The sequence below is a fragment of the Rhodopirellula bahusiensis genome (assembly GCF_002727185.1).
Classification (GTDB): Bacteria; Planctomycetota; Planctomycetia; order Pirellulales; family Pirellulaceae; genus Rhodopirellula; species Rhodopirellula bahusiensis.
In genome coordinates this window covers 89,550-107,227 of the sequence record NZ_NIZW01000024.1, presented here as the reverse complement: position 1 = coordinate 107,227, position 17,678 = coordinate 89,550, and the positions used below count along the sequence as shown (strand labels likewise).

Annotated in this window: 10 protein-coding genes and 1 tRNA gene; 7 read left to right on the top strand and 4 right to left on the bottom strand. The window is 55.8% G+C overall.

The genetic code is table 11. The features are described 5' to 3' along the window. Positions 1-87 precede the first annotated feature (87 nt). The 3 genes from CEE69_RS25040 to CEE69_RS25030 all read right to left on the bottom strand — a co-directional run bounded on the left by CEE69_RS25040 (position 88) and on the right by CEE69_RS25030 (position 6,299). Positions 88-4,623, bottom strand: a complete 4,536-nt coding sequence (locus CEE69_RS25040; RefSeq protein ID WP_143549329.1) for a hypothetical protein — start codon at positions 4,621-4,623, stop codon at positions 88-90. A 511-nt stretch (positions 4,624-5,134) separates the two neighbouring features. Further along, positions 5,135-6,139 (bottom strand): tyrosine-type recombinase/integrase, encoded by a 1,005-nt coding sequence (locus CEE69_RS25035; RefSeq protein WP_099263325.1) that lies wholly within the window; start codon positions 6,137-6,139, stop codon positions 5,135-5,137. An 85-nt stretch (positions 6,140-6,224) separates the two neighbouring features. Next, positions 6,225-6,299 (bottom strand) — tRNA-Pro (locus tag CEE69_RS25030). A 241-nt stretch (positions 6,300-6,540) separates the two neighbouring features. Here CEE69_RS25030 and CEE69_RS25025 point away from each other — a divergent pair. The 7 genes from CEE69_RS25025 to CEE69_RS24990 all read left to right on the top strand — a co-directional run bounded on the left by CEE69_RS25025 (position 6,541) and on the right by CEE69_RS24990 (position 15,152). After that, positions 6,541-7,527 (top strand): M28 family peptidase, encoded by a 987-nt coding sequence (locus CEE69_RS25025; protein ID WP_099263344.1) that lies wholly within the window; start codon positions 6,541-6,543, stop codon positions 7,525-7,527. 730 nt (positions 7,528-8,257) lie between these two features. Next, positions 8,258-8,611, top strand: coding sequence for a hypothetical protein (locus tag CEE69_RS25015; RefSeq protein ID WP_099263324.1), 354 nt, complete (start codon positions 8,258-8,260; stop codon positions 8,609-8,611). A gap of 90 nt (positions 8,612-8,701) precedes the next feature. Next, positions 8,702-10,564: a cyclic nucleotide-binding domain-containing protein gene (locus tag CEE69_RS25010; protein WP_099263323.1), complete on the top strand. Its 1,863-nt coding sequence runs from the start codon at positions 8,702-8,704 to the stop codon at positions 10,562-10,564. After that, entirely contained in the window at positions 10,561-11,499 is a 939-nt protein-coding gene (locus CEE69_RS25005) for a hypothetical protein (protein ID WP_099263322.1), read from the top strand. Before CEE69_RS25010 ends, CEE69_RS25005 begins: the two co-directional genes overlap by 4 nt. A 209-nt stretch (positions 11,500-11,708) precedes the next feature. Further along, entirely contained in the window at positions 11,709-13,763 is a 2,055-nt protein-coding gene (locus CEE69_RS25000) for a hypothetical protein (protein ID WP_099263343.1), read from the top strand. Continuing rightward, on the top strand, positions 13,753-14,511 hold the full coding sequence (locus CEE69_RS24995; RefSeq protein WP_233215617.1) for an ATP-binding protein: 759 nt from the start codon (positions 13,753-13,755) through the stop codon (positions 14,509-14,511). Before CEE69_RS25000 ends, CEE69_RS24995 begins: the two co-directional genes overlap by 11 nt. 11 nt (positions 14,512-14,522) lie before the next feature. Beyond that, positions 14,523-15,152 carry a hypothetical protein gene (locus tag CEE69_RS24990; protein WP_099263320.1) on the top strand — a complete coding sequence of 210 codons (630 nt, stop codon included), beginning with the start codon at positions 14,523-14,525 and terminating at the stop codon, positions 15,150-15,152. A 471-nt stretch (positions 15,153-15,623) separates the two neighbouring features. Here the strand turns inward: CEE69_RS24990 and CEE69_RS24980 are convergent, their stop codons facing one another. Further along, entirely contained in the window at positions 15,624-17,555 is a 1,932-nt protein-coding gene (locus tag CEE69_RS24980; protein WP_099263342.1) for a DUF3352 domain-containing protein, read from the bottom strand. Positions 17,556-17,678 lie beyond the last annotated feature (123 nt).

Sequence of the window (17,678 nt, the reverse complement as noted above, 5' to 3'; positions counted from 1 at the left end):
AAGTGGACCTATCAGGGCACGCTTCTGGCTGCTTGAGGATCTGGTGAAAATGAGGTCATCAAGCGGCACAAAATCGTTCCGGAGGCACTAGTCCTTCCATTTCCCAGCCAATGACTTCATGCCGTCGTTGGTCTTCTTTTTCAGTTTTCTTATTGATTCATAGGTGCGCTTTCTTAAAGCGTACGGCTGTTCCGAGAGCACAGAAATAAAACCAATAGGGTCGTTCGGTAGCGTCAGCACGCCGGGGTCTGTGAGTCCAAGTATGCAGTCGATAGTCCCCCAGACTTCGCACGGCTGTAGTTTCGCGACTGTTTCACACAGTTCAATCGCCTCGGATTCTCGTTGACGACTTCGGATTGCGGCCTGCGCTTCGGCACATACCGCCCAACTGCGGTCGCTGAAGGCTACGGATCGAAGCTGTTCATCGCAGATTCCGCTTCCACAAAATGACGCCAAAAAAGCAGCAACTCGTCGTCGTTTTCTGTCGCTCGAACGCAGGGCTTCTCCAAGTTCTTCACTCAGTGTGCCTGGGTCCGCTTTTGCCCGAAAGGCACGCGCGATCTCGCTACAAATGGTCTTCTCGTATGTCGAGCACGCGACAGTGATGAGTTCCGCGACTGCTCTGCTCGGGTCGAGATCGAGAAGCACAACGGAAATTGAATTGCGATCTCGACGGTCAGAACCGAGTGTGCTAATTCCAATTTCGAAAGCAGCGTCGGGTGCCGTTGTGCCTAGCATCCTAATTGCTTGCGCCCTTGAGCCAATGTGGCAAACCGTTTGGTCGTCGTCGAGCGTTCTCTCCCAAAGCAATTCTTGATGCCTATGTTCAGAGGGATCCAGGAGAGCGACAGTGTCATGCATCCTGCTACCACCGCTACTGACCAGTTTCTCGATATGGGATTTGATTTTGGCCCGGGGGAACCCGCTAGACACGAGGTATGCGACGAGTCGCTGATCAATCTCATCGAGCTGGCCATCGTCGGGTAGTAGTTGCAATAGGGACTCGTTTGGGAGTTCGCATCTAGATATTGCCTTCAACACCGCGTACTTGAAATGGCCAGAATGAAACTGTTCGACAAGTCTGCTTAGCGTCCGATTGCAGTCGCTCGGAAGGTCTTCGAGTGCTAACAAGCAGTATTGGCAAAGAGCATCTCCAGGATCACAAGCCATGAGGACATCTTCAATCCTCTCTCGATACTCTTGCCTACCGCTTTGTCCGATTGCAAGTATTGCATTCGCAAAGGTGGGGTCATCTGGGTTCTGAATAACCTCAAGAGCAGCTGAAAGGTCTTGATCGTTCATCGGTTCCTGGCCTGCCCGCAAATCGCCGATGTATGGCGAAACTCTGAGCCCCCATTTAAGTATCCCGGTTACCACTGCAGCGTCTTCGCCAATGGCCGCCAGGCTATCGATAGACCGCATCTGAGTTAGATTGGTACCGCTCGCTCCAGAATCCCACATCACATCACTAATGGACTCTGCAGCCAAGGCTTTTCGAGTTGTACGGTCGGGCCTTACGATTGCCTGTTCACATCCTTTCAGTCGTGTGTGTCGACATGGCGATAAAATCATTGCGTTAACAAGCTTGGTGAAGCCAGTTCCGGCAATTCGCCTCAACAGGTTTGTTGCCAACTCAAATTGGTGGTCAACTAAATGCGAATCCCTATCTACACGAGATTCGGAGAACGTCAATAGTCTGGTTTCAAGGCTGGTGCCTCGTCGTTTACGTAGAGCTTCTAGCATGACTTGCCCGTGAAGCTTGTCTACCAAGTCCATGTCATGCCAAGGTGCGTTGGCATTCCGCAATTCATCTGATTCGAGATGTTCTCCAAGCGTTGTATCAACTAGATCCAGAATGGCTTCTGCTACCTGAGGGGAGATACGGTCACCATTTGAAGCTGCGAGCTTTATGTAGGTCATTTCTACCGATGCCCCATCCGCGACTAGAGTGAGCACAGCCGTGCAAGTTTGGTCGGGTATCTCGGCAAAAAGCGATCGCCCGATTGAACCCGCGTAAAGTTCAAGCTGTCGAAGCGGAACGCGACCTAGGACTTCCAGAGCCCTCGAAGGATCACGATGTGCGAGCGCTTGCAGGGCCGTCACGCCGACGAAGTCTTCCTCGGCATCCGCCCACTCCTGTAGAATCGGAAATCCGCTAGCATCGTCGTGGCTCGTAATGCATCCAATCATGCACCGTCGATCAGATGGCAATATCTCGCTCAGCAACCGTTCTTTTGTTGCTTCCCATACTTCAGCAGCAGCCGACAAATCCAAGTTGCCCAGCGCGTATACGAGAAATCTAAAACACCGGTCGTTGGGATCAGACTCGAGCAACTGCGTTCTCAACCAATCAAGGTCGATTGCTACGACAGCTTCAAACGCCGAGCACGCTCGTTCTTGGGCCGAGTAGTCTGTTGCGTTCTCTTTTCTGGCCAAGATGCGTGAACAATAGACGTTCCAGATCCGGTCTACATTGGCGGACGACGGAAAGTGCACTGCAAGCTGCAGTCCCAATTCAATCATGGCCTCATTGCCAGATTCAAGACAGTCGCGTGCAGTGTCAGCAATCAGCACAGGATGACTGCGCCCAATGATTGATAAAGCTTCGGCTGCACAGCTCGGGATCGCGCTATGCTGAAGATGTTCAATGTCCTGCAATCGCCGAACAATTGGATTGATCACGCGTTTTCCGAGACTCGCAAGCAGATGACGGTAGAACGTTTCGTCTTCGTGGCCCAGTCCGTCAGAGGTTTCCAACGCTTTGATTAGCATCCAGCAATCGCTGTTCTCCTCAGCTCCTGACATTTGCCAGAGCAAATCCATGGGTACGTAACCTAGTGACAATTGCCGCGTTTGACGGTTACCTCGCAAGCATGCTTGAGTTTCCTCGATCAGCTCGTCAATCGATAGCTTCTTATTGCGGTATTCTTGGCAAAGATAGGTAGCGTATGCCCAGCAAAGGAATCGTGGATGCCAGAAAGCGATATGGGTTGAGTCGGTGTACTTCAGCCATCCCTCTGTGATCAATTGCTTAACCAGATCTGGCGTAAACCCGGATTCCAAAAGGGATCCCAGCTGCCATGGATACTCCTGTGGTTCCTTGTAAAGTCTTCCCGCTGTCCTCGTTAGCAATGCCTGCGAGATTGGGCTTGAGACCCGATTCCATGCCGCTTCCACAAGGTCGTATTCGTTTCGCGGCCTGAATTCCGCCTCGGTGCAGGCAATATCTACAAATATCTTCGACAATACCGGCCGTCGAATTAATTCCCGCACATCACTAGGTACCGTCGTCCAACCCACCCCACCTTCAGTCAAGTAGTCACGAAGCTCGGAATGGCTAAAGTCTGGGACGGTAACGTTTGGCTTGAGCTGTGAAAGGGAAAGGTCAGTTGCAAGCTCAAGTGGAGCTGTCATCAGCAGCCGTATTCCCCATCGTTCCCAATCGAGATGAAGCAGTGCGTTTGCTTCGACGATGGACTTGATATCGTCAACGCATACAATCAGCCATGGCGAGGGAGCGTCTGGCTGTGTTTGCTCTCTCCGGTTTGCTAGTCTCTCTAAAGCTATTGGTGCGTCACGTTGTAGACCATAATTCCAAACCTCATGAACGACGTACGCCTCAACATCCTTGGCGCCGCGTGCTGCAGGAACCCAAACGACAAGTGCTCCCGAATCGTCCATGTTGGTGGCGACTCTTGCCAACCACCAAGTTTTCCCTTGTCCGCTATCGCCGGTAACAACAATTTCGTCCCGGAGGCCGGGCGTTTGCTTGCGAACGTCTGATTCTTTTCTGTATCCTTCCTTCGCCAGTTGTCCCACGAGACGCTTGCTCAACCTCGCATGAAGCCTTTCCCAATCACGAAAGGAATAGAGCGGGATGCTTGCTCGCCGAAGAAGTGATTCCGCATTTAGCTCTTGTGGACCCTGAGACGCTGCATCTAGAAGCACGCCGCACAGCTCACGTCGTTTTGCATCAACATCTTCTGCGAATTCAACGTGGTGGATCAAGAACTGATTCAGTCTTGCGGTCTGTAGCTCATGGGTGACGTTCTCTTGCATCCTGAATCGGGCAAGAAGATGCCAGACTTTTCGCTGGCTTAGTTCAATCGCTTCGTCTCTTAATCCTTCTCGCTTGCGCACAGCCTTGACGACCCAACGGAATAGCGCTAGGTCCGATATCTTGTTACCAGCTCTCGTGTGAGTGTTAGAGCTGTCATCCAGCGACTTTTCTAACCGATCAGCTGGAGGCTTCCTGTTAAGCGAGCTGAAGAAGTCGTAGGCTTTAGTCCAATCCCCGATCCGTCCTTCGGTGATGAACTCGTAGCGGCAACTGCAATCCAGGTGTTCGTCTGGAACAGCGAGATACAGATCTGGCAGCACCTCTTCAACGATCTTCTTAAGCGACCATGTACCCCCTCTTGCTTTCGCTTTCCATTGCTGAACAACACGCTCGCCACCAGACTCATACTGAAGATCGCCACCACTGTCAGGTTCCATTATCAGGCTGGCTTCAACAACGTCGTCTCCACTGCATTCCGCTGGGTGGAAGTGCAACGACACTGTCTCGTTGAGTGTGCCAATAATTTGGTACAGGATTCCGTTAATATTTGCGGAGCCGCCCACGCTTGACATTTTCCAATTGTCCCCACGTTTTAGATACTCAAACTTGCGTGATTTCTTTTCACGGCGATGCCATTCTCAACGCATCCGCAGCAGCAATTGTTCTGGTTGTTATCAGTTGCTGTCAATTGGCGGCGCAGAAGGGTCGCTAACTTTCGTCGATGTTCTATGGTGTCGACCGAATTTAGGGCCCCATGCGACATTACCCCCGTTGCAGGAGGTTTTGTTGCGTGGCCGGCCGTTGCTCGCACGCAAGTACACAAACGACCGATTGTAAACAGAAAAAACGAACCGTTCTGGAACGGTGTAGATGTGCTTGCATCTTTGTGCGAGTTCCGGTGGCCGACATCGGTGCATCTCCGGGACTGTGATTCGTGGTTTTGCTCTCATCCACCGAAGCGGAGGGGAAATGCTCCACGGTTTGGTTTCTGTCAGTGACGCGGCGATTGCTTTCCGACCGATTCGCAATCGTTTTCAGGCAACCTGATTCATTTCGCGAGGCGATCAGAATCGCTCATTTAGTTGGATGGCCTTGAATGGCTTTCGCAGCCTGAGCACGCAAGAACTCTGGCTGCTTCGCGAGGTGGCTGTACACCTGAGCGACCATCGCCGGATCTTTATGCCCCATGAGGTGTGCCGCCGCGATGGAGTCGATCCCGCCTGACGTCAATGCATGCGTCGCCCATGAATGCCTGGCTCCGTAAGCGATGACATGGAACTTGACCTTTTTAGAAATGCGGTCGAGCCGACATTTGATCGAGTCCTTCGTCCACGAGCGGTCTTTGCTATTTCGAAAGACGTGTCCTGTCGGATGCTTTGTCGCCAGCCGAGCGAGGATCTCTGCGGCCTTGGGAACGAGGTAAATCACGCGGGGTTCGGTCTCTCCTTTGGATTGGTCGGTCGGAAAGATGACCATGTCATCGAGAATGAAGCGTGCCTCAATCGTGCGGGCCTCGATGGGACGGCACCCGGTGCAGCACAAAAAGTCGAGCAGATCGTCGAAGGGGGCTTTGGCGTGTTCGCGGATTTGTTGCCATTGCTCGTGCGTGTAGAACACATCCCGTCGCTTCTTTTTTGGCTTTCGCATCCCTGCGATTGGATTGCGGAGCAGATAGCCTTGTTCCACCGCCCAGTTGAGATTTCGTTGGACAACGCCGATCGCGTCGGCGCGGCTCGTCGAGTTCCAGGTCGGTTTGTCGATCCACCGATTGACGTGGAAGGGCTTCAAATGGGTGACCTTGAGTTGCTTTCCGACCTTGTCGATGAAGCTCTTCAGGTAGTGCAAGCTGCGGTCGTAGGTTGCCTTCTTGCGGTTGGTCTGTACCCAGTCCAGGTAAGTTTGGCTCAGCTCGTAGAGCGTCGTGTTGTCCGTGGCGATGGTGGCCGGATCGGCCATCATCTGATGGAATTTTGCAAACGCCGCATCCTTGTCTTTGCCAAGGTTGATTTGCTGGCCGCCGGTGGAGAAATACCAGCTCTGGGTCTGCTTGCGGAAGAAGGGCTTTGGCTGCCTTGGCATCGGGACTCTCCTGATTCGTGCATGAAACGTGCATTTGACGTTTCAATGATCCAGAAGAATTCAACAAAAGCAATGTTTTGCCGAGTCGGGATGACAAGATTCGAACTTGCGACCTCTGCACCCCCAGTGCAGCGCTCTAACCAGGCTGAGCCACATCCCGTGAAGGCCAAAACTCTACCGAAGTTCGCTCGAGTTCGCTAGGGTGAACAGCCACTTTCACGAACTCCCCTTTTGTGCGGCTTCCGCAGGAAGTTTTGGCGATGGATCTGGCTATGCAGGCGGCAACAAAATCGACGGATTCCTCGGATCGTCTCGCGCGATCGATGCCCGACAATCCTCCCCGCTGGGGAACGGAAACGGAATCGCCAGCTGGCTCCGGCGGCGGCAATTGGCCGCGACGGTTGTTGACTCTGGCGGTGGTCGGCGTGTTCGCTTACGTCGGGGTGGCGGTGTGGCAAATGCTCCAGTCCCCCGATGCCACGTCGGTGGTCCCCGCCGCTCTCGGGCCCGTCCCTGATCGCTACGACGCGGATCGTGCGATGGGTTACTTGGTCGAGATTTGCGATCTTGGTCCGCGGCCGTCCGGCAGCCCCGCGATGCTGCAGCAGCAGGAGATGCTGACCAAGGTCTTTGAAGAGAACGGAGGCGAAGTTCGTTTGCAACGCGGTGAGATACGGCACCCGCAAACGGGCGAGAACGTGCCCATCGCGAATTTGATCGCGGCTTGGAACTCAAACGCGCCCACCCGGTTTTTGCTGTGCGCCCACTATGACACTCGGCCGTATCCCGATCGAGATCGTCGCGATCCGAAAGGCGTCTTCATCGGTGCCAACGACGGGGCCAGCGGTTCGGCGGCACTGATGGAACTGAGTCATCAATTCCAGAACCTGCCGAAGGACATCGGCGTCGACATCGTGCTGTTTGATGCGGAAGAGTTTGTCTTTGGCGAACAGAGCGGCGAGTACTTTTTGGGTTCGACCTTGTTCGCCCAGCAATACTTGATGGAACCGCCGGCGGTTCCTTACCAGAGCGGCGTGTTGCTGGACATGATCGCGGATCGCGAATTGCAATTGTTGTACGAACGAAACAGTCTTCGCTACGCACGCGATGTGACTCGTTCAGTGTGGGCCACCGCGAAACGATTGGGAGTGAGAGCTTTCACACCACGGGCTCGCAGCCAAGCGATTCGCGACGATCACTTGCCGCTCAATCAGATCGCAAAGATCCCCACCACGGACTTGATCGATTTCGATTACCCGCGACCGGGATTCCGTGCGCCGCAGTATTGGCACACGACGCAAGACATTCCTGAAAACTGCAGCGGGGAAAGCATGGCGGCGGTGATTTGGGTGGTGCATGAGTGGATGTTGGAGCAGAAGGGGGGATAGAAGGGGCTCAGGACCACAGGACCACAGGACCACAGGGGCTCAGGGGCTCAGGGGCTCAGGGGCTCAGGGGCTCAGGGGCTCAGGGGCTCAGGGGCTCAGGGGCTCAGGGGCTCAGGACCACAGGGGATTGCAAATTGCAAAATGGTCATTGCAAATTTTGAATTGGGGTGGGGTGTGATGGGTGACGCTTGCTGCGTTCGAGGGGGCCGTACGATGGACTTCCGAGTCCGTCGATCGCGTTGGGTGGAAAACTAGGCACGAGCGAGAAACCACATTGCCTCTCCGCGACGGCCCCGTCCGAGGCGACCTTTCGTGTGCCGCCCGTGGTCTCGGGGCTTCCGCCCCGAGCTAGCGACGTCGGCCCCATCCGGGGCAATGTTCTTGCAACGCATCAGTGAAGCGGGCGAGTCGGAATGCGAGCGTTCAGCGAGCGCTGCGGGGCGGCGATGCGTCCTGCGTTCGGGCTACCTCACGAGCACGAGCACGAGCACGAGCACGAGCACGAGCACGAGCACGAGCACGAGCACGAGCACGAAGCACGAAGCACGAAGCACGAAGCACGAAGCACGAAGCACGAAGCTAGAAGCTAGAAGCTAGAAGCACGAAGCTAGAAGCTAGAAGCTAGAAGCTAGAAGCTAGAAGCTAGAAGCTTTCCACCAACGTGATAGGATGATTGGATCCGACGGGTGGGGCTCACCGGTTGGCTCGCTTCTCTTTCAAAGGCTCCCTCATGTTCGCCGGTGGTTTGGTCCTCGCCAGCACGCTGATTTTCTTCGCTGTTTGGTTGCAGCGGTCCGAGCAAATTGGCTGGCCGCATGAACGGTTCGACGAAGACATCGACCAGCCCTACATGAAGCGTCGTCGTCGCTCTCGGAAACGGGTCAACTTCTTGTTCCTGGTGTCCGGCGTGTTGGTGCTGGTCGCGACGCTGGCCACCCCGCGAAATCACGCCGTTTGGTTGAGCTGTTGGATTTCGGTGATGCTGGTGTTGCTGACGATTTTGTTGCTGGCGGGTTTGGATGCGTTGCGCACGATCCGCCACCTTCGTCATCGATTGGATAATTTGCGTCAAAAACGATCGTGAGTTGGTACCGGAGGGCTCGCGCCCTACCGCTTTAAATGGAAGTGTGAAACTTGTCTCGGTCGGGTTGTGTCTTGACTTCGGGTCGCGGCGATGGCTATCGACCGAGACATGATGACCGACGATTCCATTGCTGTGCGTCGTCCCCGACGATGGGACGAACCGATGGACCCGCACATGACCGATGCGGATGTGGGATGGTTGCGCGAACAGTCCCCGTTTTCGAGTTTGGATCCGGGCTCATTTCCCAAATCGATCCCGCTCGATGGCATCCTTCGGAATGATTGCCGATTGCATCGTTTCGCTCACGGCGAAGTGATCGCTCGCGAAGGGGATTATGCGAACAGTGCGTTCTTGTTGGTCGAAGGGAACGCGGAACTATTGACTCGCGAATTGCCACCGGAATCACTCGGTCGGCGTGAAACCGAAAAAGTGTCTTGGCCCAAAGCGGTCTGGCAACTGCTGCGCCCGTCCGGTGTCCGCGAAGCTCGGCGTCCCGAGGAAGTCGTCCCAAATGTCGACTTACATGCCTCCGCCCATCATGCCGACGATCGTCCTCCGGTGTTGCAGTTGCAAGATTTCGATGGGCTGGTCCAAGCCGGCCAGAGCGTGCGTTTGGGCCCGGGGGAATTGTTTGGCGAAGTCGCCGCGATGTACCGGTCACCTCGATCGGCCACGGTCGTTTCGCAGGGCAACAGCACGTTGCTGGAGATTCGATTACAGGGTTTGAAAACGCTGCGTCGGGACCAAGCTTTCTCACAGCGGATGGACGATCACTACCGAGAAAACTGGCTGCCGCTGCATCTGCGAGAAATCCCATTGTTGCGGTTTTTGCCTGAACAGAATCTGCAGCGAGTCGTCGCGGCAACGGTGCAAAGATCTTTCGGTCGCTTGGAGTGGAACGCGGACTACAAGAAGACTCGCAAGCTGTCTCCCGCAGAGCAGATTGAAAGCGAACCGGTGGTGGCGACGGAAGGCCATCAGGTCACGGATCTGATCATCGTTCGCAGCGGATTCGGCCGTGTTTGCCAAAGTTACGGCGTGGCTCAACGCACAACCGCTTACCTCGGCAAAGGTCATTTGTTTGGATTGGAAGAGATCGCCCTGGGCGTGACCAACGAAGACGGCCCGATCAATTTGCCGCTTCAGCATTCGCTTCGCGCGGTTGGATTCTTGGACACTTTGCACATACCGGTCGAGTGTTTCGCGACCGACATTTTGCCGCACGTTCGCCGCAGCGAGTTGCCAGCGCCGGCCGCGAAGGCTTTGTTGCGGATGCCGGCGACCGAGGAGGCTCGTGAACGCCGCAGCGAAGAACGGCCCAAGGTGGATTTGCCGATCGTTTCGACTTCGGTGACTCACAAGAGCGATGAGACATGGCAGGATTTGCCGAGTCCAACCGGAACATCTTTCGAGCCCACGGGGTTGCTTGAGTTCATCGTTCAGAATCGTTTCAACAACGGTCGCGAAGCGATGATCATCGACTTGCACCGTTGCACGCGATGTGATGACTGCGTCAAAGCTTGCGCGAGCGTGCATGACGGCAACCCCAAGTTTGCTCGGGTGGGCGTCAATCATGATCGCTTGCAATTTGTTCAAGCCTGCATGCACTGCACCGACCCGGTTTGCATGATTGGTTGTCCAACGGGAGCGCTGCACCGCGAAGAATCCACCGGGCATGTTCGCGTTTCGGAATCAATTTGCATTGGTTGCGGCACGTGTGCCAAAGGGTGCCCGTACGGCAACATCGAAATGGCGGCGGTGAACGATCCGAAGGGACGTCCTTACACCGACGAAGCCAGCAACCGACCGATTACCAAGGCGACCAAGTGCGACATGTGCAGTGGTTTGCCGACCGGCCCCGCCTGTGCCGCCGCTTGTCCGCATGACGCGATCGTACGGATCGATTTGAGTGAGTCGCCGCCGCTGGAAGATTGGTTGAGGAGACGAACATGAGCGTGGCTGAACGCCGCCGTTCCGCGTCCTCTCGACGCTGGCAACAATTCCGGACGGACTTTGCATCCAAATTTCGAAGCCGGGTGTTTGGCACCGGTCGGGCTTGGTCGTTTCGTCGCCGCCGTGTTGCCAGCCTCTTGATCGTCGCGATCGCGATTGTGTTGACGGCTTGGGCATCCCAGTCACTCCATGCGGCTCTCTATCGCAGCAGCGTGATGACGGGATGGACGCTGCTGAGCTGCATTTTGATTTTGTTTGCGATCGGTATTCGAAGGCGGATTCCGATTCTGCCACTCGGTTCGATGAGCACCTGGACTCAGGTTCATATTTTCACAGGAATCTTTGCGTGCGGTGTCTTCGTGATGCACGTTCCCGCGATCGCGACGGGTCGGTTGATTGCGGACGGTTGGCTGGAAGGAACACTCAGCGTGTTGTTCATCGGAGTCAGTCTGTCAGGTTTTTATGGGCTGCTCGCGAGCCGTCGTTTGCCAGCCCGATTGACGGCGATGGGCAGCCAACCTCGATACGATCAAATCGATTGGCACCGAGAGCAGCTGGCAGCTCGTGCGACGCAGCGGCTGGACAGTTTGACCAGCATTGACTCGCAACGTGTGTTGGGCGAGTTCGACGATCAGTATCTTCGCCGATACTTGGATTCACCGTTGTCGTGGTCACACCGTTTGTTCGCTCATTCGTTTCGACGTCGCCGGTTAGTGATTGGTCTGAACGAGTTGCATCGTTACTTGGAAGACGATGGCAAAGAAGTCGCTGACGAACTTGCCGGATTGGTTCGCCGCCGAGATGAGCTGGACACGCAGCACGCTCTTCAGTGGCGACTGCGAGCTTGGGTGGCGGTTCATGCCGTGATGTCGTTGGGATTGGTGGCACTCGCCATCATGCACACCATTCATGCATTGCAGTTTGTGGAATCATGAGACGCGACGACTTTCAACTGCCAACACCACCACGGATTGAACGTCCCGGATACCCGTACGCATGCGGGCGTTCGCCGGGATGTGATCCGTGCTTGCATGGTCCGAGCCGAACGGGTGCGTGTCCCTTTGCGGACGATGGTGATCCGGAGAATGAATCCTGTTCTCCGCGGCGGACATGGGCGGGACGTCGACGCCAATTCACCGCCGCGATGCTGGCGATTTTGGCTGCCGCGATGGTCGTGCTGTTTGCGACTCGAATGACACCCAAGGTGATTCAGCCGGGAAATCTGACGATCGCTCACGCACAGATTTTGTCGGGTGAGTTGGCTCAGGATCGATGTGCGGCTTGCCACCAGAACGCGACCAGCAACGGTTGGTTGGCAACGAACAGCGATGCGTCCACCAACGAACCAAACGACGGTAACGGCTTGTTCAGTCTGGCGAGTTGGATCGGCGGCAGCGGTTCGCAACACGCCGACATGCCGACGCTCGCGATGACGGACTTATGTTTGAATTGCCATGAGCAGCAAATGCCACGCGAGTCGGCTCGTTGGGCACACAATTTGTCGCAAGAGATCCGCGACGAACTGACATTGGCAGCAATCAAGAAACGTGATGGCAAGCCGCTCGATTTGGTAGCGATCTCAAACCATTCGCAGTCCGATGAAACGCTCCCCGAGATTCAGACCGTCAGCCGCACGACGTCGCTTCAAAACAATTTGGCTTGCAGCATTTGCCACCAGGAGCACCATGGCGCAGACGTGAATCTATCGGCGATCACGGATTCCCGTTGCCAAACCTGCCACGTCAATCAGTTTGGCTCCTTCGCTGATTCGCACCCGGAGTTTGGTCAATGGCCGTATGCGAACTCATCGAACATTCACTTCGATCACGGACGCCACGCGAAAATTCACTTTCCCAGTGAAGCTGAGAAACGAAACGGTGGCGAACCTTCGAGCAACAACGCTTTCGCCACGTTTGATTGCAAGACGTGTCATGTTGGGCCGAGCTTCTCCAGTTTTGATTTGGATTCAACCGATCCGGTGATGACGACGTTGCCGTACGAGATCGCTTGTGCGCAGTGTCACGATCAGTCGCTGCGGGTTCAGGTCGCGGAAGGACCGGCATTGCTGCAGTTGCCGACACTGCCGGACGACATCGCACAGCAGGTCGCGGATTGGCCCACGCTTGCATCGGGATTCGCGGATGGCACGGTCGATGGTTGGATGGCGTTGATGTTGCGAGAGCAGGTTAGCGAGACGGCGCTCAATCGTTTCAAACGCGTGGAAGCAGCCAACTGGGACTCACCGATCGTTCAAGTCGAGGCCGTTTCGCTGGCCAAAGCGATCACGAAGCTATCGCAAGACTTGGCCACGACCGGACAAGACGCATTGATGCAGCGTTTGCAAGAGGCGGGTGTCGATCGGCAAACCGCTCTGCCCTTGGTCGAATCTTTCCCGCCGCAACTCATTCGAGACGCGCTGCGAGTTTGGTTTGGCGAAGTCGAGGTCGCTCCCGAAGCGGGTGGTGACTTGTCGATGCAAGCGAATCCGCTGGATGGTTTGCTGGAGAACGAGTTTGACAGCGGATTGGACGGTCCAGATCCGTTGTTGGCCAATGCCCCATTGCTGGCCGATGACTCGCTACTGGCCGAGGATCCATTGGCATCCTGGTCGACCGCTGAAGACGAAACAACCACGCCTGAACAAGCGGACTGGGCCACGGAATTGGCGGCTCGCTACGACGCGGCCAAGACTCAATCGTTCGGCGGTTGGTATCGAGACGACGTGACGCTATCGGTTCGCTATCGCGGCAAAGGTCACTCCGACGCGGTGTTGCGATCGATGATTGAAATCATTCAATGTTTGCCCGCTGACGACCCGCTCAAGAAATCCATGTTGGCGCAGCCCGCTGTTCAAGCTTGTGTGACTTGTCATCAAGTGGAAATACAACCAACGGACGATGGATCGCTGGCCAAGATGCGGTGGCGAGCGTTTCAACCGAAAGAGAATGGCGATCGACTGACTCATTTCTCGCACACGCCTCACTTGAACGTGCAGGGATTGCAGGACTGCAAACACTGCCACCAGTTGGGAACCACCAATGCCGCAAATGCGGTGCACATAGAGGGCGAATCGTCGATTCATGCGTCGCCAGAGTTCTTGCCGATGACCAAGGCGAGTTGTGCCAGCTGCCACACTGAGTCCGCAGCGGGGGATCACTGCACACGATGCCACCGCTATCATGTGCACGATGTCCCATGATTTCCGACCGCCGCATCCACGCACCAATCCGTTTGCCAGTCGTCACACGCGACCGGGTGCGATTCCGTTTCGCTTTGGCCTGAGCGGAAGCGATCCGAGCGAGCACACCGCAAAAATCATAGCGGACCTGCGGCGATATCGGCTCGGTTTGATCGTCGGAAATCACGGGTCGGGCAAGTCGACGTTGCTGCATGACATCGCGGATGCGTTGCATTCGGAGTTCCCCGGTGGAAAATGGATTCAACTGACCGCTGATCCGGACCGATCGCGAATCGCTGGCGTCTCAAGTGTGTTGGCGAACGATCGTGCTGCCTTTGAGACGCAGGCGTTGGTTTCTTCCGACGGGGTGCTGGTCGTCGACGGGGCGGAACAGTTGTCGCCGTGGGGACGTTTTCAAATTCGACGACACGCCCGGCGTTCGGGGCAAGTTTGCTTAGTGACCGCCCACCGAGATCTTCGCGGTTTTCACGTGTTGCACCGAACCGAGGTGACCGCCAAGCTGATCGAAGACTTGCTGCAGGAATTGCTGCGAGACCACCCGGATGCTCGCGAAAAGTTGATGCGTTCCAGCGAGGGGCAACTGGCGGATTCATTTGCCGATGTCACGGACGTTCGCGAATTATGGTCTCGTCTCTATGATGTCGTGGGATTGCCAACGGAAATGTCTGAGTCAGGATGTTCCGACAATCGCACGGACGCTCTCTCCGATGCACGAACTGTCCGCCCCAAAACTTGCCCCGACCCCTGAGTTGATCCTTCATGGCTGTTCGTTTGAACGTGATCGTGCTGCGTCCCACCGGCGAGCATCGCCATTTCGATCCGGCATGCGACGACGCCGTGGGCCAATTGCTTGGTCGGCCCGGGTTGGACTTGGTGTTGTTGGATCGGATCCCCGGTCCGGATGAATCTGGCACCGAACGCTTGGCCGTGGAATCGATCGCGGGTGACGTTGCTTGCGTTAGCTGGACCGATGCGGAACAGGTTTCCGAACCGCTTGGACTGCTGAGCAAACGAGTCGCTCGAGTGCCGCATCGGCGCGATGAGGATGCCGCGCCGATCCAAAACGACGAACCAATCGCGAAGCTTTATCACTTTGACATGCGCCGCGACGGAGCCTCGCAAACGATCCTGGCGGATTTGCAAGCGTTGCTGGCGACTCGGCAGACGCCGATGTTTCAGATCGGCGGCGGCTCGGCAGCTCCGAAGCGAGCCAACGCGAAGGCGGTTCCCAAAGCCGCCTCGAATGCTGTGCCGGTCAAGGACATCACTCCGACCAAGCCAGCCGCAGTTCCGTCCGCGCCGCCTGCGTCTTCTGCACCATCGCTGACCAAGGATCAATCGACTGACTTGGATGCGTTGGTCGATGAGTTGGACGAGTTGGATCTTTGAGTTTATCTGTCGGAGCGGCGCCGAAGCGGCTTGATCCGGCCTACGTTTCTTGCACGTGGAATCGATTGCGATGGGGCTTGGCCGTTGAGGGTTGCCCGACGGAACAGTTGGGGACAACTGTTCTACTCTGATGCCCGGACTGTGGAGCACTTTGGTTGCGATAGTTTTCATCCCGGTAGGGATGTCAGATGTCTACCATCTGTCATCCCTACCGGGATGAAGGGAGAAGCAAACATCAGAAGTTTATCTGCCGAAGCGGTGCCGAAACGGCTTGATCCGGCCTGCTTCGCTTGCACATGCTTTCGATTGCGATGGGGCTTGGCCGTTGAGGGCTGCTCGACGGAACAGTTGGGGACAACTGTTCTACTCTGATGTGCTGCTTCTCATCGATCCAATCACCGGTCGTTCTCAAGCCCTCCCTTTGGGATGAGAACGAACGGTCCAGCACAAAACACGACTCACTCGATCGACTCACTCGATCGGGCGGAGGTTCAGCGAACCGATGTGGATGCCACCTGGTTCGTCGTAGCCGAAGATGCCACTGACGCTGAAGTATTTTTCCAGGTCGTCCCAGTCGGGCCAGTCATCACGACGCATCAGTTCCGCGACTCGACCAGCGATGGGATTGTCACCGCCTCGGTTCTCGATCGATTGAGCGGTCTCATCGGAGCTGGCCATTTCGTAAAGGATCCGATACGTCTCGGCATCACGGTTGAACTGGAACAGGAACGGCGTTTCGCCTTCCAACTTGGCGCCAAGTTCACTGGTCAGCAGCACGTAATCTTCATCATCGGCCAAGCGATCGATCTCCCCGCCCTCGGCACGAAGGACTTGCAAAAGAATTTCCCGACTGTCACAGAGCATCAACCAATTGTCGAGCAGCATGACGCTGCTTTCCGGCACGCGAATGCCGGGCTGATCGAATTTGCGTTGTTCGGAGAAGTACACGGTCTTGCCGCGAAGGACCTCGGGTTTCATTCTCGCTGGCGGTGCCTTGGCTTTGACCTTCTCGAGCAGCTTCTGAGCTTCTTTGGCGTCCTTGACTTCAATCGCGATTGCTCGCGCCATTGAATTCCACGTGGCCGGCAGTTGATAGCGCTGGATCGTGACGATGCGGCCGGTCATCAATGGGAACACTTCTTCCTTGAGCGAAACGTCAAATCGTTCTTGAACCGGTTTCTCAGTAAAGTTATCGAACTTGCCTTCGCCAGCGAAACGGTTGACGATCTTGCCGACGTTTTCAAACGCGGTCTCAACATCCCAGCCCACGCAAGTGAAACTGGCCGCGTCGGCGGGCACCCAAGTTGGCGGCGAAACCTGAATGTCCTCGGGACGAAGCACTCCGAAGAAACCATCGCGTGGAGGATCGATCAACACATGCATGTGGCCAATCGATTCCACGATCTCGCCACCGCGAAAGAGGCTGCCGCCGATCCCACGAATTTTTTCGATGCCGAGGTCTTGGACGATCGGGGCGATGAAGAACGCGGATCCACTTCGCGCGATGATTCGTTTCGCGATGCCATAAGGATTGACGAAGAATGTGATCTGCGGAATCTCCGCTTCGGCACCAATCGATCGGCTCATCACGGCGACGAAGTCCGCGTTCTGCGCAAGCGTTTCCGTCTCCGCCGAAGGAGTCGGCTTCGATCGTCGTGAACGACCGGAGGACTGGCTGGTGTCGCGTTCCGCAGCGTTCAACTTTTTCGCGATCGACTGAGCGATCGTTCGCCCGGCACCAATGACATAAAAACCATCTTGCTCAAACCATTCAATGACATCGCCATCACCACGTTGGCGGACCAATCGCGTCAGCTCGATCGAACCAATCTGTTCGTTCTGAATGATCATGCGATTCTTCTCCGCCAGTTCCATCAGGCGTTCGACCAAGGCCTCCATTTCTTTGTTGTTTGGCCCGGCATCAATCATCACGGCCACCGCGAACGAATTTTGTTGTCGACGTTTGGCTTGCAAGCGACGGGCGATTGCATCGTCGTCTTCCTCTTCTTCCGCCTTCTGCTCGTCGGTTTTCTCTTCCGGTGGCGGGCCCTCGAGCAATGCGATGGCGAGTTGGCCTTGCGGAAGCGAACGGAGTTCGTCGAGCGTCAATCCAAGTTCGTCACCGACGTTGTCGAACAAGTCACTAACGATTTGATAGATATCCGATACGAACGGTCGCATCTTGGGATCTTCCAACATCTTGCCCAGTGAAGATTCACCCCAGTCGTTTCGGATGTCATTGACATCATCGACTCGCAAGTAAGCCAGCGTGCCGGACGGCAAAAGTTTGGGAGCAGGAACGGTCGTTCGGGTGTCATCGACCGTCGCGGTGGCTTGGGCCGAGGCCACGGGAGCGACCACCATGCAGCTGATCACCGCGAAAAGGCATGCGATCGGCATCACCAACGTTACAACTGGAAAGTTCGGTGCAAACGACTGACCGAAACGCATAGATCGATGGGGAATCATTTTGGACGAGCTCGTGGGGGCTAGCTACAATCAGAGGAGAAGTGTCACTCCCCCAAT

Excerpts from the sequence above, each read along its gene's own strand:
- CEE69_RS25035 (WP_099263325.1), bottom strand. The coding sequence starts at position 6,139 with ATGCCAAGGCAGCCAAAGCCCTTCTTCCGCAAGCAGACCCAGAGCTGG.
- CEE69_RS25015 (WP_099263324.1), top strand. The coding sequence starts at position 8,258 with ATGTTCGCCGGTGGTTTGGTCCTCGCCAGCACGCTGATTTTCTTCGCT.
- CEE69_RS25010 (WP_099263323.1), top strand. The coding sequence starts at position 8,702 with ATGGCTATCGACCGAGACATGATGACCGACGATTCCATTGCTGTGCGT.
- CEE69_RS25005 (WP_099263322.1), top strand. The coding sequence starts at position 10,561 with ATGAGCGTGGCTGAACGCCGCCGTTCCGCGTCCTCTCGACGCTGGCAA.
- CEE69_RS25000 (WP_099263343.1), top strand. The coding sequence starts at position 11,709 with ATGCTGGCGATTTTGGCTGCCGCGATGGTCGTGCTGTTTGCGACTCGA.
- CEE69_RS24995 (WP_233215617.1), top strand. The coding sequence starts at position 13,753 with ATGTCCCATGATTTCCGACCGCCGCATCCACGCACCAATCCGTTTGCC.
- CEE69_RS24990 (WP_099263320.1), top strand. The coding sequence starts at position 14,523 with ATGGCTGTTCGTTTGAACGTGATCGTGCTGCGTCCCACCGGCGAGCAT.